At 46.5% G+C, this 20,668-nt stretch carries 24 protein-coding genes; all 24 read left to right on the top strand.

Going from position 1 to position 20,668, the window contains the following annotated elements:
* Positions 1–46 precede the first annotated feature (46 nt).
* The 24 genes from M1E06_RS12765 to fliE all read left to right on the top strand — a co-directional run bounded on the left by M1E06_RS12765 (position 47) and on the right by fliE (position 20,666).
* Complete coding sequence (locus M1E06_RS12765; protein ID WP_020451367.1) at positions 47–370, top strand: putative DNA-binding protein; 324 nt, start codon at positions 47–49, stop codon at positions 368–370.
* A 15-nt stretch (positions 371–385) separates the two neighbouring features.
* Entirely contained in the window at positions 386–1,726 is a 1,341-nt protein-coding gene (gene ffh / locus M1E06_RS12760) for a signal recognition particle protein (RefSeq protein ID WP_020451368.1), read from the top strand.
* A gap of 107 nt (positions 1,727–1,833) precedes the next feature.
* Positions 1,834–2,106 carry a 30S ribosomal protein S16 gene (rpsP, locus tag M1E06_RS12755; RefSeq protein WP_006638197.1) on the top strand — a complete coding sequence of 91 codons (273 nt, stop codon included), beginning with the start codon at positions 1,834–1,836 and terminating at the stop codon, positions 2,104–2,106.
* The gene (locus M1E06_RS12750) at positions 2,106–2,351 is read left to right on the top strand and encodes a KH domain-containing protein (protein WP_023857213.1); all 246 of its coding nucleotides are present in this window, start codon (positions 2,106–2,108) and stop codon (positions 2,349–2,351) included. Before rpsP ends, M1E06_RS12750 begins: the two co-directional genes overlap by 1 nt.
* A 137-nt stretch (positions 2,352–2,488) precedes the next feature.
* Positions 2,489–2,875, top strand: a complete 387-nt coding sequence (locus tag M1E06_RS12745) for a YlqD family protein (protein ID WP_020451370.1) — start codon at positions 2,489–2,491, stop codon at positions 2,873–2,875.
* Positions 2,876–2,879: 4 nt separating this feature from the next.
* Positions 2,880–3,404, top strand: coding sequence for a ribosome maturation factor RimM (gene rimM, locus M1E06_RS12740; protein WP_020451371.1), 525 nt, complete (start codon positions 2,880–2,882; stop codon positions 3,402–3,404).
* Entirely contained in the window at positions 3,401–4,132 is a 732-nt protein-coding gene (gene trmD, locus M1E06_RS12735) for a tRNA (guanosine(37)-N1)-methyltransferase TrmD (protein WP_020451372.1), read from the top strand. Before rimM ends, trmD begins: the two co-directional genes overlap by 4 nt.
* A gap of 138 nt (positions 4,133–4,270) precedes the next feature.
* The gene (rplS, locus tag M1E06_RS12730) at positions 4,271–4,618 is read left to right on the top strand and encodes a 50S ribosomal protein L19 (protein WP_020451373.1); all 348 of its coding nucleotides are present in this window, start codon (positions 4,271–4,273) and stop codon (positions 4,616–4,618) included.
* 114 nt (positions 4,619–4,732) lie between these two features.
* Positions 4,733–5,584, top strand: coding sequence for a ribosome biogenesis GTPase YlqF (ylqF, locus tag M1E06_RS12725; RefSeq protein ID WP_020451374.1), 852 nt, complete (start codon positions 4,733–4,735; stop codon positions 5,582–5,584).
* Positions 5,585–5,661: 77 nt separating this feature from the next.
* Positions 5,662–6,429, top strand: a complete 768-nt coding sequence (locus tag M1E06_RS12720) for a ribonuclease HII (RefSeq protein ID WP_048350339.1) — start codon at positions 5,662–5,664, stop codon at positions 6,427–6,429.
* 24 nt (positions 6,430–6,453) lie between these two features.
* Positions 6,454–8,151 carry a hypothetical protein gene (locus M1E06_RS12715; protein WP_048350338.1) on the top strand — a complete coding sequence of 566 codons (1,698 nt, stop codon included), beginning with the start codon at positions 6,454–6,456 and terminating at the stop codon, positions 8,149–8,151.
* Positions 8,148–8,432, top strand: coding sequence for a FlhB-like flagellar biosynthesis protein (locus tag M1E06_RS12710; RefSeq protein WP_025811381.1), 285 nt, complete (start codon positions 8,148–8,150; stop codon positions 8,430–8,432). The genes M1E06_RS12715 and M1E06_RS12710 overlap by 4 nt, the downstream gene beginning before the upstream one ends.
* 175 nt (positions 8,433–8,607) lie before the next feature.
* Positions 8,608–9,768, top strand: a complete 1,161-nt coding sequence (gene sucC, locus M1E06_RS12705) for an ADP-forming succinate--CoA ligase subunit beta (protein ID WP_026579739.1) — start codon at positions 8,608–8,610, stop codon at positions 9,766–9,768.
* An 18-nt stretch (positions 9,769–9,786) separates the two neighbouring features.
* Positions 9,787–10,689, top strand: a complete 903-nt coding sequence (sucD, locus tag M1E06_RS12700) for a succinate--CoA ligase subunit alpha (protein WP_048350337.1) — start codon at positions 9,787–9,789, stop codon at positions 10,687–10,689.
* A gap of 112 nt (positions 10,690–10,801) precedes the next feature.
* A complete protein-coding gene (dprA, locus tag M1E06_RS12695) occupies positions 10,802–11,704 on the top strand; it encodes a DNA-processing protein DprA (RefSeq protein ID WP_057957852.1) in 903 nt (300 codons plus the stop codon).
* A gap of 204 nt (positions 11,705–11,908) precedes the next feature.
* Positions 11,909–13,984: a type I DNA topoisomerase gene (gene topA / locus M1E06_RS12690; RefSeq protein ID WP_020451381.1), complete on the top strand. Its 2,076-nt coding sequence runs from the start codon at positions 11,909–11,911 to the stop codon at positions 13,982–13,984.
* A gap of 75 nt (positions 13,985–14,059) precedes the next feature.
* Entirely contained in the window at positions 14,060–15,364 is a 1,305-nt protein-coding gene (gene trmFO / locus M1E06_RS12685; RefSeq protein WP_048350336.1) for an FADH(2)-oxidizing methylenetetrahydrofolate--tRNA-(uracil(54)-C(5))-methyltransferase TrmFO, read from the top strand.
* Positions 15,365–15,430: 66 nt separating this feature from the next.
* The gene (xerC, locus tag M1E06_RS12680; RefSeq protein WP_020451383.1) at positions 15,431–16,345 is read left to right on the top strand and encodes a tyrosine recombinase XerC; all 915 of its coding nucleotides are present in this window, start codon (positions 15,431–15,433) and stop codon (positions 16,343–16,345) included.
* A 13-nt stretch (positions 16,346–16,358) separates the two neighbouring features.
* On the top strand, positions 16,359–16,904 hold the full coding sequence (gene hslV, locus M1E06_RS12675) for an ATP-dependent protease subunit HslV (RefSeq protein WP_020451384.1): 546 nt from the start codon (positions 16,359–16,361) through the stop codon (positions 16,902–16,904).
* Between the two features lie 16 nt (positions 16,905–16,920).
* The gene (hslU, locus tag M1E06_RS12670) at positions 16,921–18,324 is read left to right on the top strand and encodes an HslU--HslV peptidase ATPase subunit (protein WP_020451385.1); all 1,404 of its coding nucleotides are present in this window, start codon (positions 16,921–16,923) and stop codon (positions 18,322–18,324) included.
* A gap of 38 nt (positions 18,325–18,362) precedes the next feature.
* A complete protein-coding gene (gene codY / locus M1E06_RS12665) occupies positions 18,363–19,142 on the top strand; it encodes a GTP-sensing pleiotropic transcriptional regulator CodY (RefSeq protein ID WP_003181756.1) in 780 nt (259 codons plus the stop codon).
* 351 nt (positions 19,143–19,493) lie between these two features.
* A complete protein-coding gene (gene flgB / locus M1E06_RS12660; RefSeq protein ID WP_020451387.1) occupies positions 19,494–19,883 on the top strand; it encodes a flagellar basal body rod protein FlgB in 390 nt (129 codons plus the stop codon).
* Positions 19,883–20,335, top strand: a complete 453-nt coding sequence (flgC, locus tag M1E06_RS12655; RefSeq protein WP_020451388.1) for a flagellar basal body rod protein FlgC — start codon at positions 19,883–19,885, stop codon at positions 20,333–20,335. The genes flgB and flgC overlap by 1 nt, the downstream gene beginning before the upstream one ends.
* A gap of 13 nt (positions 20,336–20,348) precedes the next feature.
* Complete coding sequence (gene fliE / locus M1E06_RS12650; RefSeq protein WP_020451389.1) at positions 20,349–20,666, top strand: flagellar hook-basal body complex protein FliE; 318 nt, start codon at positions 20,349–20,351, stop codon at positions 20,664–20,666.
* The last annotated feature ends 2 nt before the right edge of the window (positions 20,667–20,668 follow it).

Here is a 20,668-nt window from a genome sequence, read left to right as displayed (position 1 = left end):
ACTAATGTATCGTAAAGGGATTTGACTTAACAAAGGGGAGAGTCTCATGACGCTTGAAAAAACAACGAGAATGAATTACCTATTCGATTTCTATCAGTCGTTGTTGACATCAAAACAAAAAAGCTACATGTCGCTTTACTACTTAGACGATTTCTCCCTTGGCGAAATAGCTGAAGAATATCATGTCTCAAGGCAAGCGGTCTATGACAATATCAAGCGGACCGAAGCCATGCTTGAGCAATATGAAGAAAAGCTACTTTTGTTTAAAAAATTTCAAGAGCGCAATAAGATTTTTGAAGAGCTGAGAAAGCTGACTGACGGTCAGCCCGAAGCGGAATCCCTGATCGACGCGCTTGAGAAATTAGATTAGGAGGCGGCACTTAATATGGCATTCGAAGGATTAGCCGACCGACTGCAGCAAACGATCTCAAAAATCCGCGGAAAAGGAAAAGTAACGGAGCAAGACGTCAAAGACATGATGCGCGAAGTCCGTTTAGCGCTCCTTGAAGCGGACGTCAATTTTAAAGTCGTGAAAGATTTTGTGAAAAAGGTAAGCGAACGAGCTGTCGGACAAGACGTCATGAAAAGCCTGACGCCCGGACAGCAGGTCATTAAAGTGGTAAAAGAAGAACTGACGGAGCTGATGGGCGGCGAGGAAAGCAAGATTGCCGCTGCAAAGCGTCCGCCGACCGTCATCATGATGGTCGGTCTGCAAGGGGCCGGTAAAACGACGTCGACCGGAAAGCTCGCCAACCTGCTTCGCAAAAAACATAACCGCAATCCGCTGCTCGTGGCAGCAGACATCTACCGCCCGGCGGCGATCAAACAGCTGGAAACGCTCGGCAAACAGCTCGATATGCCGGTATTTTCACTGGGTGACAAGGTCAGTCCGGTTGAGATTGCCAAGCAGGCCATCGAAAAGGCGAAAGAAGATCATCATGACTACGTTCTCATCGATACGGCGGGACGCCTTCACATTGATGAAGACCTGATGGATGAGCTTGAGCAGGTAAAAGAAACAGCTCAGCCGGAAGAGATTTTCCTTGTCGTTGATTCCATGACGGGTCAAGATGCGGTAAATGTTGCCAAAAGCTTCAACGAACAGCTCGGTGTGACGGGTGTCATTCTGACGAAGCTTGACGGTGATACAAGAGGCGGGGCGGCCTTGTCGATCCGCGCCGTGACCAACACGCCGATCAAATTTGCCGGAATGGGCGAAAAGCTTGATGCGCTGGAGCCGTTTCATCCCGAACGGATGGCCTCGCGAATTCTCGGAATGGGCGATGTGCTCACCCTTATCGAGAAAGCCCAGGCCAACGTAGACGAAGAAAAGGCGAAAGAACTCGAGCAAAAAATGAAAAATATGAGCTTTACGCTCGACGACTTTTTGGAACAGCTCGGACAGGTCCGCAATATGGGGCCGCTTGAAGATCTGATTCAAATGATGCCCGGCGCAGGCAAAATGAAAGGCTTAAAAAACGTTAAAGTTGATGAAAAACAGCTCAGCCATATCGAAGCCATCATCAAGTCGATGACCGGGAAGGAAAAAGAGCAGCCTGAGATCATCAATGCAAGCAGGCGCAAACGGATTGCGAAAGGAAGCGGGACATCCGTACAGGAAGTCAACCGTCTTTTAAAGCAATTTGAAGAAATGAAAAAAATGATGAAACAGATGACAAACATGACAAAAGGCAAGAAAAAAGGGTTTAAACTGCCCTTCATGTAAACCTGTTTTCAGATGATAAAAACGTTGTTAAGAAAAAACACTTTACAAACACTTTTATCATTGTTAATATACTATCTTGTTGAAATATTTTCGGAGGTGCTAGTAAAATGGCAGTAAAAATTCGTTTAAAACGTATGGGAGCAAAAAAATCTCCTTTCTATCGTATTGTTGTAGCAGATTCTCGTTCACCGCGTGACGGCCGTTTCATCGAAACAGTCGGAACTTACAACCCGGTTGCAAAACCAGCGGAAGTCAAAATTGACGAAGAGCTTGCGCTTAAATGGCTTCAAACAGGAGCTAAACCGTCTGACACGGTTCGCAACCTGTTCTCTAAAGAAGGCATTATGGAAAAATTCCACAACGCTAAACAAAGCAAATAATGAGTGATCTGCACTTGGAAGAGCTGATTGTATCACTGGTCAAACCGCTTGTGGATCATCCGGATGACGTTCAGGTTTTCAGAGAGGAAAATCCAGAGCGGACGATGTTCCGCTTGTCTGTCAACAGAGAGGATACCGGCAAGATCATCGGCAAAAAAGGGCGCACTGCAAGGGCGATACGCTCTGTCGTATTTGCGGCAGGCGCACAGTCTTCTAAGAAAGTTCAACTTGAGATCGCAGACTAAGGGGAGAGGGTGAAAACCTCCCCCTTTTTTAACATGTAAGAAAAATAGAAACAGATGAACGATTCCGATTGTCAGCTTATGCCAGGCTGCCGGATTTCAGGGAAAGGAAAAATCACGGGACAGTAGGTGATGATGCCATGCAAATTATCCAACGTGTTACCGTTATGCAGGTTTTGACTGAAAACAGCAAAAAAAAGCTGCTGGCTTCTTTTGAAGAACGAAAGGAAATCCTTGAGCGCGAATGCAACCAGCTCTATTTTCAGCTCAGGAAGCACGAAAAGGAACACCACAATCCGGCAGCGACTGAATCATTTAAAAAAGAAATTGAAAAACGTCAGGACAAGATTAAAATGATCGTTTTTCAAATCAATCAAATCCATACACTGCCGCTTGGCAGCGAAGTAAAGGAAAAAGAAATCGACGCTTTAATGGACATTGAAGTCGGGGATAATTGGCATGATATGACGACGGGAAAAACAATCGTGATTAAAGACGGGATCGTCATTGAAATTCGTCCGAGGTGAAGAAATGCTGAAACAATGGTTTAATGTAGGGAAAATTGTTAATACTCATGGGGTAAAAGGCGAAGTCCGCGTCATTTCAAGAACCGATTTTCCTGAGGAACGGTACAAGCCCGGAAACGCTCTCTACTTGTTCCGTGAAGGAACAGACGAGCCTGTCAAGGTGACCGTCAGCGCCCACAGGCTTCATAAACAGTTCCACCTTTTGCAGTTTAAAGAGGTTGAAACGCTCACCGAAGCCGAAAAATTAAAGAATGCCTTGATTAAAGTTCCCGAAGACCAATTAAGCCAGTTGGCGGAAGACGAGTACTACTTTCACGAAATCATCGGCTGCGATGTTTTTTCGGAAGACGGGGATTTAATCGGCAAGGTCAAAGAAATTTTAACGCCGGGCGCCAACGATGTCTGGGTCGTGGCCAGACCGGGAAAGAAAGACGCGCTTATCCCTTATATCGACGCCGTTGTCAAAGAGATTAATGTGGCGGATCAAACGATCAAGATTCATATCATGGAAGGGTTACTTGACGAATGAAAATCGATTTTTTAACGCTTTTTCCGGAAATGTTTGAAGGTGTGCTCGGCTCGTCGATCCTGCAAAAAGCTCAGGATAAGGACGCTGTCCACTTTCGCGTGGTGAACTTTCGGGCCTTTTCCGACAACAAGCATCAAACCGTTGATGATTATCCATACGGCGGGGGAGCAGGAATGGTGCTGAAACCGCAGCCTGTCTTTGATGCGGTCGAAAAGCTGACAGCTGAAGCCGAAGGGTCTCCGAGAATCATCCTCGTCTGCCCCCAAGGGGAACGCTATACCCAACAGAAAGCTGAAGAACTGGCGCAGGAAGAGCATTTAATGTTCATTTGCGGGCATTATGAAGGGTATGATGAGCGGATCAGAGAGCACCTGTCTACAGACGAAATTTCGATCGGAGATTTCGTTTTGACAGGGGGAGAGCTGCCGGCGATGATGATCGCAGACAGTGTTGTGCGGCTTTTGCCGGGCGTGCTCGGCAAGGAAGAATCGCACCTTGAAGACTCTTTCAGCACGGGGCTTCTTGAACACCCTCATTATACGCGGCCGGCAGATTATAAAGGCCTGAAGGTGCCGGACGTTCTGACATCCGGGAACCATGCGAAAATCAAAGAATGGCGGCGGAAGGAGTCTCTCAGGCGCACTTTTTTAAGGCGGCCCGACCTTCTGGAAAACTATCCTTTATCTGAAGAAGAGCGAAAATGGATTTCTGAATGGAAAAACCGGTAGATTCTATTGCACCCGGAAAAAAGGTGTGGTATGATACTACTTGTGACTTGAACGGGAACGCTCGTTTAAGTTTGAAAACGATGTTCCGCTGTGCCGGTTAACTCGCGCAAGAGCATCTGTTGGAAGGAGTTGAAGACGATGCAAAAATTGATTGAAGATATCACAAAAGAACAATTGCGCACTGATTTGCCTGCGTTCCGTCCTGGTGATACTTTACGTGTACACGTTAAAGTTGTCGAGGGTAACCGTGAGCGTATCCAGGTTTTTGAAGGTGTCGTGATTAAGCGTCGTGGTGGCGGAATCAGCGAAACTTTCACAGTTCGTAAGATTTCTTACGGTGTCGGAGTTGAGCGTACATTCCCATTGCACACACCGAAAATCGCGAAAATCGAAGTTGTCCGTCATGGTAAAGTACGCCGTGCGAAACTTTATTACCTGCGCGAACTTCGTGGAAAAGCGGCTCGTATTAAAGAAATCAGACGATAAAGATAACGAACGAAAAGAGCTTGTTAACCATAACAAGCTCTTTTTTTGTCAAACAAGTATAAATGCACCGCACCATTAAAAGAATAGCAATAACAGAAAGTAGGTGTCAGACAAATGGTGATCCAATGGTTCCCAGGGCATATGGCCAAAGCGAGGCGGGAAGTAACGGAGAAACTCAAGCTGATCGACATTGTATACGAACTGGTCGACGCCAGAATTCCGATGTCTTCAAGAAACCCGATGATTGAAGAGATTTTAAAAAACAAACCGAGGATCATGCTGCTCAACAAGGCGGATAAAGCGGACTCCTCCGTGACGAAGGCTTGGAAGCAGCACTTTGAAAAAGACGGGATTCCTTCTCTCGCCATCAACTCGGTCAACGGACAGGGGCTCAATCAAATTCTTCCCGCTTCAAAAGAGCTGCTGAAAGAAAAGTTTGATAAAATGAAAGCAAAAGGTGTAAAGCCGCGCGCGATCAGAGCGTTGATCGTCGGCATTCCGAACGTCGGCAAATCGACTTTAATCAACCGGCTGGCGAAAAAAAACATCGCCAAAACGGGCGACAGACCCGGGATCACAACGGCGCAGCAGTGGGTGAAGGTCGGAAAAGAGCTCGAGCTTCTCGATACCCCGGGGATTTTATGGCCGAAGTTTGAGGACGAGCTTGTCGGGCTGAGGCTTGCGGCAACAGGTGCAATTAAAGATTCGATTATCAACTTGCAGGATGTCGCCGTCTACGGTTTGCGCTTTTTGGAAGAGAATTACCCTGAGCGCTTAAAAAAGCGCTACGATCTGGAAGAGATTCCAGAAGAGATTGCAGCGCTTTTTGATGAGATCGGAAAAAAACGCGGCTGTCTCATGGCCGGAGGCGAGATCAATTACGACAAGACGACAGAAGTCATCATCCGCGATATCCGCACCGAAAAGTTCGGTCCGCTTTCTTTTGAAAAGCCGGAGGATATGTAAAAAGGCGCGCTTTTAAAAGAGCGGGCCTTTATTTTTGCAGGAGATGCGCCGATAAGAACATTAGGGGAGAAGAGAAAGTGAAAACATTAACCGTCAAAGAAATTAAAGAACATCTTCAATCGGTGAGTGATGAAAAAGACCCTTTTATAGAGCAGTGCAAAAATGATGGGCGAAAAAGCGTCCAAGCGCTTGTCGACGCCTGGCTGAAGAAAAATGAAAGGCTTTCGGCCATGCAGGAAGAGTGGCAGGTGATGACGTCTTTCGAACGGTCGCTGAGAGCGCGGGGCTATCAATATATCGCCGGAATCGACGAGGCGGGCAGAGGGCCTCTCGCAGGGCCTGTTGTTGCCGCCGCTGTCATCCTCAAAGAAGACTGTGAAATATTAGGGCTGACAGATTCGAAAAAACTGTCAAAGCAAAAAAGAGAAGACTATTATTCATACATTATGGAAGAAGCCGCAGCAGTCGGCGTCGGGATCGCTGACGCTGATGAGATCGATGAGCTGAATATTTATGAAGCCTCGAAAGCGGCGATGCTGAAAGCGGTCCAAGCGCTGGACGTCGCTCCGGATTATCTTCTAATCGACGCCATGTCGCTTGCAGTCGAAACAGAGCAGTCATCGATCATTAAAGGGGATGCAAAAAGCGCATCGATAGCGGCAGGCGCATGCATCGCAAAAGTGACGAGAGACAGGCTGATGGATGAATACGCCGCAAAGTATCCTCTCTACGGGTTTGAAAAGCATAAAGGCTACGGAACAAAAGAGCATCTGCATGCCCTTGCCAAATACGGCCCGTCGCCGATACACCGAAGATCGTTCGCCCCTGTTAAAGCACATGAATAACGTTCCGGAGGAAGAATGACTTTGATGATGCTGAACGATGTACATAACAGCTTAAGAAAACAATTTGAACAAGCTGATCCTCTCCAGCGGATCAGCGGAACGGAGACGGATCAGAAAAGGCTGATGCTCGGCAAAGTGCTCCGCTTTATCAGCGAGCAGTTCGCCGAAATACAAATCGGCAATACGAAATGGCAGGGGAAGCTTGAGGCACCCCTGAAAGCGGGCGCTCATTACTGGTTTTCGTATGAAAAGAAGCCTGATGAAGCGACAGGCCGCCTTCAGGTCGTTGAAGCGTTTGACAAAAACCCGAAGACAGTGCAGGATGCCGCTTTTAAGCTGTTGAACGGGCTTTCTCTGAAGCGGACGAAGGAAGCTGTCTTTCTGGTCGGAGCGTTGCTGAAGGAGCAGCAGCCGATCAGGGAAAACGATTTAAGAGCCGCCATCAAGTGGCTTGAAAATCTGCCGAAGTCTGACGCCCAAAAAGGCGCCGATGCCGTCATGTTCGCTCTTAAACGCGAACTTCCCGTCCATCCCGGCGTGCTCGATTCGATTTTGGCCGTCAAAAACCCCGTACCGCTGAACGAGCAGATTGCCAAAACATTTGATATGATCACGAACGCCACTCAGCAATCCGCAGGCATGGAAAAGCTGAAGCAGGCGCTTTTGCCTGTTTTACAAACGGAGACCGAGGTGCATGCCGAAAGGCTGATTCAAAAGCTTGCAGAACACGTCAGGTCGCTCGAAAAAGGAGAACTGCAGGGCGTTCAGCCATTAAAGCCGCAGGTTCATTCAGAAGTTGGGAATCCTTTGCAAAAAGCTGACGCCGGCGGCACCCAAGGACAAGAAGCAAAAGCTGTTCAGCAGCAGCCGCAAAAAGCAGAAATCGCGGCAGCTAAAGACCTGCTCGCTAAATTGGCGGCACAAGCCGAAACGAACGGGACGCATATTGTAAAAGAAGCGGCAGGCGTCATCAGAGCGCTTGAATCGAGCGGATCTCTAGGACAAGCTCCGGCCGTTCCGGGCGGATTTACGCCAAAAGAGACGGAATTATTGCAGCATATCATGAAAGAAACAGCACCTGCATTAACGAATAAAGCCGATGTATTTTCCGTTCTCCTCAAGATCAAGGACCTTTTAGGCGTCAGAGATGAACTCTCATTGTTGAGAGCGATGGAAAACGGCGCTGTTCTCAAAGATCAGGGCCTTCAATCTTTAAAGCTCGTGCTGAATGAAATGAGGCATGCTTCCGATCTTCCCGCTCCTGTAAAACAGGAAGCTGATCAAATCTTTCACCGTTTAAACGGACAGCTGTTTTTGCAAAATGATCAGCCTGCCCAGAGCCAGCTTTTTCTGTCGTACCCTTTGTTTTCAAAGAACGGCGTTCAGGATTTGACCGTTTTCTTAAAAGGGCAGAAAAAGGACGACGGAAAGATCGACCCTTCCCAGTGCCGCCTTATGTTTTACCTTCAGTTGGAGGCCTTGGAAGAGACGGTGATCGATTGTTTAATCCAGCAAAACGTCATGACGGTTACAATTGAAACAGGATTCGACTTGGAGCCTTTGCTTGAACCGCTGGTCCCCGCTTTAAAGGAAAATCTGAAAGAACTGGGCTACAGCTTGTCAGGCGTCACAGCAAAAAAACGGGAAAACATGAAGCTTGCTCCTTTTCTGGACGCCCGCTTTGAACAAATTACAGAGAGCGCAGTGGATGTGAAAATATGAAGGAAGAATCTGTTCCATTAAGAAGAGCTGTTGCGCTTCACTACGATGAAATGAAGGATAAGGCGCCGAAGGTGGTTGCCAAAGGATCGGGATACACGGCGGAGAAGATCATTGAAGAGGCGCAGAAAGCCGGCGTTCCGATTCAGGAAGATGCGACGCTTGTCGAATTAATGCGCCACTTGGAGCTTGACGATCACATTCCTGAAGCGCTTTACGAAATCGTCGCCGAGATCTTTTCATTCGTCTATACGCTTGATGAAAAAATGAAAAAGAGGGAATGACTTTTGAAAAAAAGCCGTTTCCTCTATTAATTTTATATTTTTAATAAAATAAAAGTGTGAATGTTTAGAAGGATTTTACGATTTCTCATCGAAACCTAGACAATCGATCTATGATTATATAAAATGAAAGCGCAGTCTATTTTTATTTTTGCTACATAAGTTAGGAGGATGGGAAATGAATATCCATGAGTACCAAGGGAAAGAAGTACTCAGACAATACGGAGTGGCTGTTCCGGAAGGTAAAGTGGCATTTACAGCAGATGAAGCGGTCAAAGCAGCGGAAGCGCTGTCCAGCTCGGTTTATGTCGTGAAAGCTCAAATTCACGCCGGCGGACGCGGTAAAGCTGGCGGGGTTAAAATTGCAAAATCAAAAGAAGAAGTCAAAGCCTATGCGGATGAATTGTTGGGGAAGACGCTTGTCACTCACCAGACGGGTCCTGACGGCCAGCAAATAAAACGCTTACTTATTGAAGAAGGCTGCGATATCAAAAAAGAATACTATGTCGGTCTGGTTCTTGACAGGGCGACTTCACGCATCGTGCTGATGGCATCCGAAGAAGGCGGCACGGAAATTGAAGAAGTCGCTGAAAAAACGCCGGAAAAAATCGTCAAAGAAGTGATCGATCCGGCTGTCGGACTGCAGGGTTACCAGGCGAGAAAAATCGCCTTCGCCATCAATATCCCGAAAGAGCTTGTCGGCCAGGCTGTTAAGTTTATGATGGGATTGTACAAGGCGTTTACTGAAAAAGACTGTTCCATTGCTGAAATCAATCCGCTCGTCGTCACAGGTGACGGAAAAGTCATGGCCCTTGACGCCAAGCTGAACTTTGACAGCAATGCGCTATACAGACAAAAAGACATCTTGGAGTACAGAGATCTCGATGAAGAAGATCCGAAGGAAATCGAAGCATCCAAGTATGATTTAAGCTATATTTCGCTCGATGGAAACATCGGCTGCATGGTCAACGGAGCGGGGCTTGCGATGTCGACCATGGACATTATCAAGCACTACGGAGGGGAACCGGCCAACTTCCTTGACGTTGGAGGCGGCGCGACAGCTGAAAAGGTAACGGAAGCGTTCAAGATCATTTTGTCTGATCAAAACGTCAAAGGGATCTTTGTCAATATTTTCGGCGGTATCATGAAATGCGACGTCATTGCAGAAGGTGTTGTTGAAGCGACGAAACAAGTCGGTCTGACATTGCCGCTTGTCGTTCGCCTTGAAGGCACCAATGTCGATCTCGGCAAGAAGATCCTCGATGATTCAGGACTCAATATTACGTCTGCGGAATCAATGGCTGACGGCGCGCAGAAAATCGTATCCTTAGTGAAGTAAGAAAGGCAGGGGACCAAAATGAGTGTATTTATTAATAAAGACACAAAAGTCATTGTTCAGGGGATAACGGGTTCAACCGCTTTGTTTCACACAAAGCAGATGCTTGAATACGGAACGAAAATTGTCGGCGGAGTCACACCGGGCAAAGGCGGAACAGAGGTTGAAGGGGTGCCTGTGTTCAACACGGTCGAAGAGGCTGTAAAGCAGACCGGGGCAAATGCGTCTGTCATTTACGTTCCTGCGGCTTTTGCAGCCGATGCGATTATGGAAGCGACAGATGCTGAGCTTGATCTTGTCATCTGTATTACTGAGCACATTCCGGTGCTGGATATGGTAAAAGTTAAAAGGTATATGGAAGACAAGAAAACAAGGCTCATCGGTCCGAACTGTCCAGGAGTCATTACGCCTGAGGAGTGTAAAATCGGGATCATGCCCGGATATATCCATCAAAAAGGCCATGTCGGCGTTGTGTCGCGTTCAGGAACCCTTACATATGAAGCGGTTCATCAGCTTTCAGAAGCAGGAGTCGGCCAGTCAACGGCAGTGGGCATCGGCGGAGACCCTGTCAACGGGACGAACTTCATCGATGTGCTGAAGGCGTTTAATGAAGATCCTGATACACATGCGGTAATCATGATCGGCGAAATCGGCGGAACAGCTGAAGAGGAAGCGGCCGAATGGGTGAAAGCCAACATGACCAAACCTGTCGTCGGTTTCATCGGAGGAAAAACAGCGCCTCCTGGCAAGCGTATGGGGCATGCCGGCGCCATCATTTCCGGAGGAAAAGGAACGGCGGACGAAAAGGTCAAAACGATGAACGCCTGCGGAATCGAAGTGGCTGAAACGCCTTCTGTTATGGGAGAAACATTGATTAAAGTGCTGAAGGAAAAAGGCCTTTACGAAACGTGTAAAACACACTGATCTTAACATGAGCAGGAATAGTCCGATTGGTCTATTCCTGCTTTTTCATAACTGGTTAAATCGTTTAGTACTTTCAGATTGTTTTGTTTTAAAAATGTTTGGAGGTTTTTGAATGAACGACAGCAGCGAGCTTTTGATATTGCTCCGCCTTCGCGGCACACTCTCCCCTTCTCTGCTGACCAAGTGGTGGAAGCAGGATCCTTCCTTGTCTCTTACGGGCGAAAAAAACCATCTTTTAACGAAGCTTTCATTAAAAAGATCAGACTTGTGCTCCATACGAAAACTGGCGGAACAAGAACTGTCTAATGTTAAACGGCTCATCCGTTCTTACGAAGCGGCTGGAGTCCGCATGGCCGCCATATGTTCCCCCGATTATCCAGCCAGCTTGAAAACCATTCATGACCCGCCTCCCGTCCTTTTTTTAAAAGGAGATGTTAAACTTCTCAATGAACAAAGACTGATCGGAATCGTCGGAACCCGCAGCCCGTCATTATACGGAAAAAGAGCAGCGGTTCACCTTGTCAGGGAGCTTTGCAAAAAAAGCTGGACGATCGTCAGCGGCCTTGCAAAAGGAATTGACGGTCTTGCACATCAGGAGAGCATCTGTTCAAAGGGAAGGACAATCGGCGTCATCGCGGGCGGATTCAATAGCATTTATCCCCGTGAACACCGCCAGCTCGCCGGTCAAATGGCCGAAAACCACCTGCTGGTATCAGAGCACCCTCCCCACGTTAAACCTCAAAAATGGCACTTTCCGATGCGAAATCGGCTGATCAGCGGATTAACGGAAGGAATCGTTGTCGTCCAGGGAAAGGAAAAGAGCGGGTCGCTCATCACAGCATATCAAGCCCTTGAGCAGGGGCGGGAGGTGTTCGCCGTGCCTGGTCCGATCTTTGACGCCAACTCTTTCGGTCCTTCAAGGCTGATCCAGGAAGGGGCGAAACTCGTATTGAATATTGAAGATATTTTGAGCGAACTGCCGCCTTCACGCACTCAATATCCGGAACCTGTTTAGAATTATCGTTTGACAAACTGTATTGTAATATTTAATAATAGTGAGGATTTCAAGTTTAAACGCTTTAATCGGCGTTCAACATATAGAAGGATTAAATCAGACACTTTTCGTAAAAATAATGATTATATAAACGACGATTATGCTGAATACAATAAAAAGGCTAAATTGAAAAGAGAGAGAACACCTCTTGAGGGGGATAATGTTATGTCCGAATACTTAGTCATCGTGGAATCGCCTGCAAAGGCAAAAACGATTGAGCGATACTTAGGAAAAAAATATAAAGTGAAAGCTTCGATGGGACACGTCAGAGACTTGCCGAAAAGCCAGATGGGCGTTGACATCGAGCAGAACTTTGAACCAAAATACATCACGATCCGCGGGAAAGGCCCCGTGTTAAAAGAATTAAAAACGGCCGCCAAAAAGGCAAAAAAAGTCTATCTCGCAGCCGACCCCGACAGGGAAGGGGAAGCGATCGCGTGGCATTTGGCACACAGCCTTGATCTGGATCTGAATTCCGACTGCCGCGTCGTATTTAATGAGATTACAAAAGATGCGATCAAAGATTCATTTAAGCATCCGCGCATGATCAATATGGATCTTGTCGACGCCCAGCAGGCGAGAAGAATTCTGGACCGCCTTGTAGGGTACAAAATCAGCCCGATTTTATGGAAAAAAGTAAAAAAAGGCTTGAGTGCGGGACGTGTCCAATCTGTTGCACTCCGCCTTATCATTGACAGAGAAAAAGAAATCAACGATTTTAAACCTGAAGAATATTGGACCATTGAAGGGTCTTTTCTCAAAGGCAAAGAAACATTTGAAGCGAGTTTCTTCGGAATAAACGGCGAAAAGCACCAGCTGAAAAGCGAAGAAGATGTAAAACAAATCCTCTCCCAGATCAAAGGGAACAAATTTGAGGTTAAAAAGGTTACGAAAAAAGAACGGAAGCGGAACCCTGCGCTCCCGTTTACAACATCGACGCTTCAGCAGGAAGCGGCGCGTAAATTAAATTTCCGGGCAAAGAAAACGATGATGATCGCCCAGCAGCTTTATGAAGGAATCGATCTCGGCAAAGAAGGAACTGTCGGGTTAATCACTTATATGAGAACGGATTCAACCCGCATCTCGAATACAGCTCAAGAAGAAGCGGCATCATTCATCGGCGAACAGTACGGAAAAGAATTTTTGGGGAGCAAGCGAAAACCTGCCAAAAAGAATGAAAACGCCCAGGATGCCCACGAAGCGATCAGGCCGACCTCGGTGCTCAGAAAGCCTTCCGATCTGAAGGCGGTATTGGGAAGAGACCAGCTTCGACTATACAAGCTGATCTGGGAGCGCTTTGTCGCAAGCCAGATGGCTCCGGCGACACTCGATACGATGAGCGTCGATCTTGAAAACAACGGGTTGACATTTCGGGCGAACGGCAGTAAAGTCAAGTTTTCAGGTTTCATGAAGGTGTACGTTGAAGGAAAAGACGATCAGATGGAAGAGAAGAATAAGATGCTTCCGGATCTCGCTGAAGGCGACACCGTTCTTTCAAAAGATATCGAACCCGAACAGCACTTCACACAGCCGCCTCCGCGCTATACGGAAGCAAGGCTGGTCAAAACGCTTGAAGAGCTGGGAATCGGCCGTCCGTCGACTTACGCGCCGACGCTTGACACAATTCAAAAGCGCGGGTATGTTGCCCTTGATAACAAACGCTTTATCCCGACTGAACTCGGTCAAATCGTGCTTGACTTGATCATGGAGTTTTTCCCTGAGATCATTAATGTTGAGTTCACCGCCAAAATGGAAAAAGAGCTTGATGACGTTGAAGACGGAAACATTCAATGGGTGCAGATCATCGATTCCTTTTACAAGGACTTTGAAAAACGCGTTGAAAAGGCGGAAGCCGAGATGCAGGAAGTGGAAATCGAACCGGAGTATGCGGGTGTGGACTGTGAAGAGTGCGGCCACCCGATGGTCTATAAAATGGGCCGCTACGGCAAATTTATGGCCTGCTCCAATTTTCCGGACTGCCGCAACACCAAGCCGATTGTAAAAGAGATCGGGGTCAAATGCCCTTCATGCAAAACCGGCAACATCGTCGAGCGCAAATCGAAAAAACGCCGTATTTTTTACGGCTGTGACCGCTATCCTGAATGCGAATTCGTATCATGGGATAAACCGCTTGAACGGAAATGTCCGAAATGTGAGGACATGCTTGTCGAGAAAAAGCTCAAAAAAGGCGTTCAAGTGCAGTGCGTGAATTGCGATTATAAGGAAGAACAACAAAAGTAGCGGTGAGCAGGGCTTTGCTCACCTTCTTTGTTGTGTTAAAAGATGAAGTCAACTCATAAATTAGGAGATGTGAATATGAATCAAACAGTAAATGTCATCGGTGCAGGACTTGCCGGAAGCGAAGCTGCATGGCAGCTTGCCAAGCGAGGTATCAATGTCCGTTTATACGAAATGAGGCCTGTTAAACAAACGCCGGCACACCATACAGATAAATTCGCAGAACTTGTCTGCAGCAACTCGCTTCGGGCGAATTCATTAACGAACGCTGTCGGTGTATTAAAGGAAGAAATGCGGGTTCTTGACTCGGCCATCATCGCTGCTGCTGACGAATGTTCTGTTCCTGCCGGCGGTGCGCTTGCCGTAGACAGGCATGAATTTGCCGCAAACGTTACCGAAAAAGTAAAGAATCATCCGAATGTGACTGTGCTCAATGAAGAAGTCACGGAAATACCGGAAGGACCGACTATTATTGCAACAGGACCGCTGACGTCAGAATCGCTTTCCGCGAAGCTCCGGGAGCTGACAGGAGAGGACTATCTGTACTTTTATGACGCCGCTGCGCCGATAGTTGAGAAAGACAGCCTTGACATGGATAAAGTCTATTTGAAATCCCGCTATGACAAAGGGGAGGCAGCGTATTTGAACTGTCCGATGACTGAAGAAGAGTTTGACAGATTTTATGACGCCCTTGTGTCTGCAGAAACTGTTCCATTGAAAGAATTTGAAAAGGAAATCTTCTTTGAAGGCTGCATGCCGATTGAAGTCATGGCGAAGCGCGGCAAAAAAACGATGCTGTTCGGCCCGATGAAGCCTGTCGGTCTTGAAGATCCCAAAACAGGAAAGCGTCCATACGCCGTTGTGCAGCTGCGCCAAGATGATGCAGCCGGCACGCTTTACAATATCGTCGGTTTTCAGACCCATCTCAAATGGGGCGACCAAAAGGAAGTGCTCCGCCTCATTCCGGGACTGGAACAAGCTGAAATCGTCCGCTACGGCGTAATGCACAGAAATACGTTCATCAACTCGCCGAGTCTTTTAAAAGCGACCTACCAGTTTAAAAAACGGGACGATCTGTTTTTCGCCGGCCAAATGACAGGTGTTGAAGGGTATGTTGAATCAGCGGCTTCAGGTCTTGTTGCCGGAATAAATGCGGCTCGGCTCATTCAGGGAAAAGAACCGGTCACTTTTTCAAATGAAACAGCGATCGGCAGCATGGCCCATTACATCACGGAAACAAACAAGAAAAACTTCCAGCCGATGAATGCGAACTTCGGTCTGTTCAAGGAATTGGGGGTTAAAATTAAAAACAAGCAGGAACGAAATGAACAGTTTGCTTCGCGCGCATTGGAGACAATTCAAAATATTTCGAAAACGCTATAGTTATTCATTGCCAGATGAACTTGTTATGTGATAACATTTAAAAGCCCTTTTCGAAGAGGTGTAATGATGGCAAATGTTAAGAATTTTTTAACTTTATTCATTGAATATTTACAAATAGAAAAGAATTATTCAAAATATACAATTGTGGGTTACATTTCTTCTATTGAAGACTTTGAACGCTTTTTACAAGTTCAGGGCATAAAAGGTTTTGAAGACGTGACTTATCCGGATGTGAGAATTTTCTTGACGGAAGCGCATGAAAAAGGGCTTACTCGCAGGACGATCAGCAAGAAAATTTCGGCTCTGCGAAGCTTCTATAAATTTTTATTAAGGGAAAAAATGGTAAAAGAAAACCCGTTTCTGCTTGTCAGTCTTCCGAAACAGGATAAACGGATTCCAAAATTTTTATATGAAAAAGAACTTGAAGAACTGTTTGAGGTTTCGGACTTGAGTACACCGCTCGGTCAAAGGAATCAGGCGCTCTTGGAACTTCTTTACGCAACAGGCATGCGGGTAAGCGAACTTTGCAGCCTGAAGGAATCCGATTTGGATCTGTTTTTAGATACGGTTTTGGTTCACGGGAAAGGCAGGAAGCAAAGGTATATTCCATTTGGTTCATTCGCCCGGGAGGCTTTGGATCTGTATTTGCAAAATGGAAGACGCATCCTTCTGTTAAAAGCGAAAGAGCCCTGTCCTTTTATTTTTTTGAATCAAAGGGGCGGGCCCTTAACCCCGAGGGGGGTTCGTTACATTTTGGGAGAACTGGTCAAGAAGACTTCGGGTACATTACATATACATCCGCATATGCTCCGCCATACTTTTGCCACCCATTTGTTAAATGAGGGTGCGGATCTCAGGAGCGTTCAGGAACTGCTTGGGCATTCAAACCTTTCTTCAACCCAGGTGTATACGCATGTATCTAAAGATATGCTCAGAAAGACATATATGTCTCATCACCCTCGGGCGCATAAAGGGAAATAAAGGAGGTTCTTTTATGTCATCTTTTCACGCAACGACGATATTCGCCGTCCAGCACAACGGAAAAAGCGCGATGGCGGGAGACGGCCAGGTTACGTTCGGTCAGGCTGTCGTCATGAAGCATACCGCTAGAAAGGTAAGAAAGCTCTTCAACGGGAAAGTCATTGCCGGCTTTGCCGGTTCTGTTGCGGACGCTTTCACGCTCTTTGAAATGTTTGAAGCGAAGCTTGAAGAGTACAACGGCAATTTACAGCGTGCGGCAGTCGAGCTTGCAAAAGAGTGGCGAAGCGATAAAGTCCTCAGAAAGCTTGAGGCGATGCTGATCGTCATGAACGCTGACAGCATGCTGCTCGTTTCCGGAACAGGCGAGGTGATTGAACCTGACGACGGCATTTTGGCGATCGGCTCAGGCGGAAACTATGCCCTGGCAGCCGGAAGGGCGTTGAAACGTCATGCAGGCGGCCAGCTTGACGCAAGAGCGATTGCGAGGGCCTCACTTGAAACCGCGGGCGAAATCTGTGTGTATACGAACGATCAGATCATTGTAGAAGAACTTGAATAGAAAGGATATGAGGCATATGGAAAAAAAGCCGCTGACTCCTAGGCAGATCGTCGAAAGGCTTGATCAATACATCGTCGGCCAGCTCGATGCGAAAAAAGCGGTCGCCGTGGCATTGAGGAACCGCTACAGAAGAAGTCTTCTTGATGAAAAACTGCGCGAAGAAATCGTTCCGAAAAACATATTGATGATGGGTCCGACAGGTGTGGGAAAAACCGAGATTGCAAGGCGAATCGCGAAGCTCGTCGGCGCTCCGTTCGTCAAAATCGAAGCGACGAAGTTCACGGAAGTCGGTTATGTGGGCAGAGATGTTGAATCGATGGTCAGGGATCTTGTGGAAACGTCAATCCGCCTCGTCAAAGAGGAAAAAATGAACGAAGTGAAAGGCATCGCCGAAGAAAACGCAAATAAACGCCTCGTCCGCCTGCTTGTACCGGGAAGAAAAAAACAGTCAGGTGCGAAAAATCCTTTTGAAATGCTGTTTGGCGGAAATCAGGATCAAGAGACGAATGAAGCGGAAAAGCATGAAGACACGGATATCGAAAACAACCGGAAGCGGATTGCACATCAGCTTGCTCTCGGCGAGCTTGAAGACCATTATGTCACCGTGGAGGTGGAGGAGCAGCAGCCATCCATGTTTGATATGCTCCAAGGCTCGGGTATGGAACAGATGGGCATGAACATGCAGGATGCGCTCAGCAGCCTGATGCCGAAAAAGAAAAAGCGCCGCAAGCTGACGGTTAGGGAAGCACGAAAAGTGCTGACGAATGAAGAAGCGGCAAAGCTCATCGATATGGACGAAGCTGCCCAGGAGGCCGTCCTGAGAGCCGAACAGTCGGGAATCATCTTTATCGATGAGATCGATAAAATCGCCAAAAAGAGCGGTGCTTCTTCATCGGCCGACGTCTCAAGAGAGGGCGTGCAGCGCGATATTCTTCCGATTGTAGAAGGCTCTACCGTCATGACAAAGTACGGTGCAGTCAAAACGGATCACGTGCTGTTCATCGCTGCAGGTGCATTCCATATGGCGAAGCCTTCAGATCTAATTCCAGAGCTGCAGGGACGCTTTCCGATCCGCGTTGAGCTTCAAAAGCTGAGCATCGATGATTTTGTGAAAATCTTAACTGAGCCTGACAACGCTCTTCTAAAGCAGTATAAGGCTTTATTGAAGACGGAAGGTATATCTCTTGAATTTTCTGACGATGCTATTCGTAAGATTGCAGAAGTGGCTTATCATGTGAACCAGGACACAGACAATATCGGGGCGAGAAGGCTTCACACCATTTTGGAACGGCTTTTGGAAGAACTGTCATTCGAGGCTCCGGATGTAACGATGGAGGAAGTTGTCATCACGCCTCAATATGTTGAAGAAAAGCTCGGTTCGATCGCTAAGAATAAGGATTTAAGCCAGTTTATTTTATAAACAATTAAATAAGAGTAATTTAGGAGGATCAATTTATTATGGCTTTATTACAAAAAACAAGAAAGATTAATGCAATGCTGCAAAATGCGGCAGGGAAGCCGGTTAATTTTAAAGAAATGGCCGAAACGCTTCGCGATGTGATTGATTCGAACATTTTCGTCGTCAGCCGCAGAGGAAAGCTTCTCGGTTTCTCGATCAACCAGCAGATCGAAAATGACCGGATGAAAAAAATGCTTGAAGAGCGCCAGTTTCCTGAAGACTATACAAAAAGTCTGTTCAACATTCCGGAAACTTCATCCAACCTTGACATTAACAGCGAATATACGGCTTTCCCTGTGGAAAACCGCGATTTGTTCCAAGCGGGTCTGACCACAGTCGTTCCGATCATCGGAGGAGGCGAAAGACTCGGCACCTTGATTCTGTCCCGCCTTCAGGAGAAATTCGAGGATGACGATCTGATCCTTGCCGAATATGGCGCAACGGTCGTAGGAATGGAAATTCTCAGAGAGAAAGCTGAAGAGATCGAAGAGGAAGCACGCAGCAAAGCGGTCGTTCAAATGGCGATCAGTTCATTATCTTACAGCGAGCTTGAAGCAATTGAACATATTTTTGAAGAGCTTGACGGAAATGAAGGTCTGCTTGTCGCAAGTAAAATTGCAGACCGCGTCGGCATCACCCGCTCGGTCATTGTCAATGCGCTGCGCAAACTTGAAAGCGCCGGTGTCATTGAATCAAGGTCATTAGGGATGAAAGGCACATACATTAAAGTCCTGAACAACAAATTTTTAATGGAATTAGAAAAACTAAAGTCTCATTAAAAGATGAAAGCCGCAGAACATGCCGTTCTGCGGCTTTTTTTATTTCACGTTTTAAACTATATTATCGTAATTTTTTCATATCAAAAACAACTAAAATGCGGTGCTGAATCAATGCGTTGCTTGAATAAAAAATATACTAACATAATGTTTTGAAACTTTAACAAACGTAACATTACATAGTTCTTATAATCTAGGTCGAAATACCTATTCATAAAATAGATATTTATTACGATTTTTTTTTGCGTCCAGATCATAGACTTTAAGCCTATTATTCCTTACAATAGGCTTATGGTTTTTACAATTCTCGACAAGATTTTGAGACAGATGGAAAAAGATTGGAGGTATTTGGCGATGGATATATTTTCAGGAACAATACATAGACTAGAGGGAGCCTTGAATCAAGCGAACATTAAGCAAAAAGTCATAACGAACAATCTGGCCAATGTAGACACACCGAACTACAAGGCGAAAAAAGTATCCTTCAAAAATGTGCTGAATGAGGAGTCCTCCCGAATTAACGCTATAAAAACAGACTATAGACACATTGACTTCAAAGGGAATGAGTCAAATTATTCAGTTGTGTCGAGAAAGAATACAAGTTATCAGGAAAACGGGAACAACGTGGACGTTGATCAGGAAATGAGTGAAATGGCGAAAAATCAAATCCAGTATCAAGCGCTGGTTGAAAGAATAAGCGGCAAATTCAACTCACTGCGGACCGCGATTACAGGAGGTAAATAATGGGGGTATTCAATAGCATCAACATCTCAGCTTCGGCGTTGACTGCACAGAGAGTCAGAATGGATACCGTTTCTTCCAACCTGGCAAACATGGACACAACAAGAGCGAAGCTGGTCGACGGACAGTGGCAGCCGTATAGAAGAAAGCTTGTATCGACGGCTCCGAAAGGCGAATCTTTTTCATCCGTGCTCCAATCATCGATGAATGCATCGGCGAGAGTCGGTGAAGGGGTAAAGGTGACCAAGATCAGCGAAGACAAAACACCGTTTAAACTCGTTTATGATCCGACGCATCCCGACGCAAACGAAGACGGATACGTGCAGATGCCGAATGTCGATCCGCTAAAAGAGATGGTTGATTTAATGGGCAGCACAAGGTCATATGAAGCGAATGTCACAGCGATGAACGCGACAAAAGGAATGCTGATGAAAGCACTAGAAATCGGAAAGTAGGGTGATGACACGAATGGTTAATGGAATCTCTCCATTTGGAATTCAACCCGTGCAGGCGGGAACGAATGCAACAAATCAGATCACGAACAAGCAGGACGGTTCAGAGAACCAAGTCAGCTTTTCCAACGTGCTGAAAGATTCTATCAATGCTTTGAATCAATCTCAAAATGAATCTGATAAACTGACAAACGCGCTTGCTCTCGGTCAGGATGTCAACCTTGATGAAGTGATGGTTGCAGCCCAGAAGGCAAATATTACATTGACGGCTGCGACGGAATTCCGCAACAAAGCGGTTGAAGCTTATCAGGAAATCATGAGAATGCAAATGTAAGA

The sequence above is a fragment of the Bacillus sp. AK124 genome, from assembly GCF_053903085.1.
This window is presented reverse-complemented; position numbering and strand designations above follow the sequence as displayed.

Coding starts and splice junctions, on each gene's coding strand:
- M1E06_RS12765 (WP_020451367.1), top strand. CDS start 47: ATGACGCTTGAAAAAACAACGAGAATGAATTACCTATTCGATTTCTAT.
- ffh (WP_020451368.1), top strand. CDS start 386: ATGGCATTCGAAGGATTAGCCGACCGACTGCAGCAAACGATCTCAAAA.
- rpsP (WP_006638197.1), top strand. CDS start 1,834: ATGGCAGTAAAAATTCGTTTAAAACGTATGGGAGCAAAAAAATCTCCT.
- M1E06_RS12750 (WP_023857213.1), top strand. CDS start 2,106: ATGAGTGATCTGCACTTGGAAGAGCTGATTGTATCACTGGTCAAACCG.
- M1E06_RS12745 (WP_020451370.1), top strand. CDS start 2,489: ATGCAAATTATCCAACGTGTTACCGTTATGCAGGTTTTGACTGAAAAC.
- rimM (WP_020451371.1), top strand. CDS start 2,880: ATGCTGAAACAATGGTTTAATGTAGGGAAAATTGTTAATACTCATGGG.
- trmD (WP_020451372.1), top strand. CDS start 3,401: ATGAAAATCGATTTTTTAACGCTTTTTCCGGAAATGTTTGAAGGTGTG.
- rplS (WP_020451373.1), top strand. CDS start 4,271: ATGCAAAAATTGATTGAAGATATCACAAAAGAACAATTGCGCACTGAT.
- ylqF (WP_020451374.1), top strand. CDS start 4,733: ATGGTGATCCAATGGTTCCCAGGGCATATGGCCAAAGCGAGGCGGGAA.
- M1E06_RS12715 (WP_048350338.1), top strand. CDS start 6,454: ATGATGCTGAACGATGTACATAACAGCTTAAGAAAACAATTTGAACAA.
- M1E06_RS12710 (WP_025811381.1), top strand. CDS start 8,148: ATGAAGGAAGAATCTGTTCCATTAAGAAGAGCTGTTGCGCTTCACTAC.
- sucC (WP_026579739.1), top strand. CDS start 8,608: ATGAATATCCATGAGTACCAAGGGAAAGAAGTACTCAGACAATACGGA.
- sucD (WP_048350337.1), top strand. CDS start 9,787: ATGAGTGTATTTATTAATAAAGACACAAAAGTCATTGTTCAGGGGATA.
- dprA (WP_057957852.1), top strand. CDS start 10,802: ATGAACGACAGCAGCGAGCTTTTGATATTGCTCCGCCTTCGCGGCACA.
- topA (WP_020451381.1), top strand. CDS start 11,909: ATGTCCGAATACTTAGTCATCGTGGAATCGCCTGCAAAGGCAAAAACG.
- trmFO (WP_048350336.1), top strand. CDS start 14,060: ATGAATCAAACAGTAAATGTCATCGGTGCAGGACTTGCCGGAAGCGAA.
- xerC (WP_020451383.1), top strand. CDS start 15,431: ATGGCAAATGTTAAGAATTTTTTAACTTTATTCATTGAATATTTACAA.
- hslV (WP_020451384.1), top strand. CDS start 16,359: ATGTCATCTTTTCACGCAACGACGATATTCGCCGTCCAGCACAACGGA.
- hslU (WP_020451385.1), top strand. CDS start 16,921: ATGGAAAAAAAGCCGCTGACTCCTAGGCAGATCGTCGAAAGGCTTGAT.
- codY (WP_003181756.1), top strand. CDS start 18,363: ATGGCTTTATTACAAAAAACAAGAAAGATTAATGCAATGCTGCAAAAT.
- flgB (WP_020451387.1), top strand. CDS start 19,494: ATGGATATATTTTCAGGAACAATACATAGACTAGAGGGAGCCTTGAAT.
- flgC (WP_020451388.1), top strand. CDS start 19,883: ATGGGGGTATTCAATAGCATCAACATCTCAGCTTCGGCGTTGACTGCA.
- fliE (WP_020451389.1), top strand. CDS start 20,349: ATGGTTAATGGAATCTCTCCATTTGGAATTCAACCCGTGCAGGCGGGA.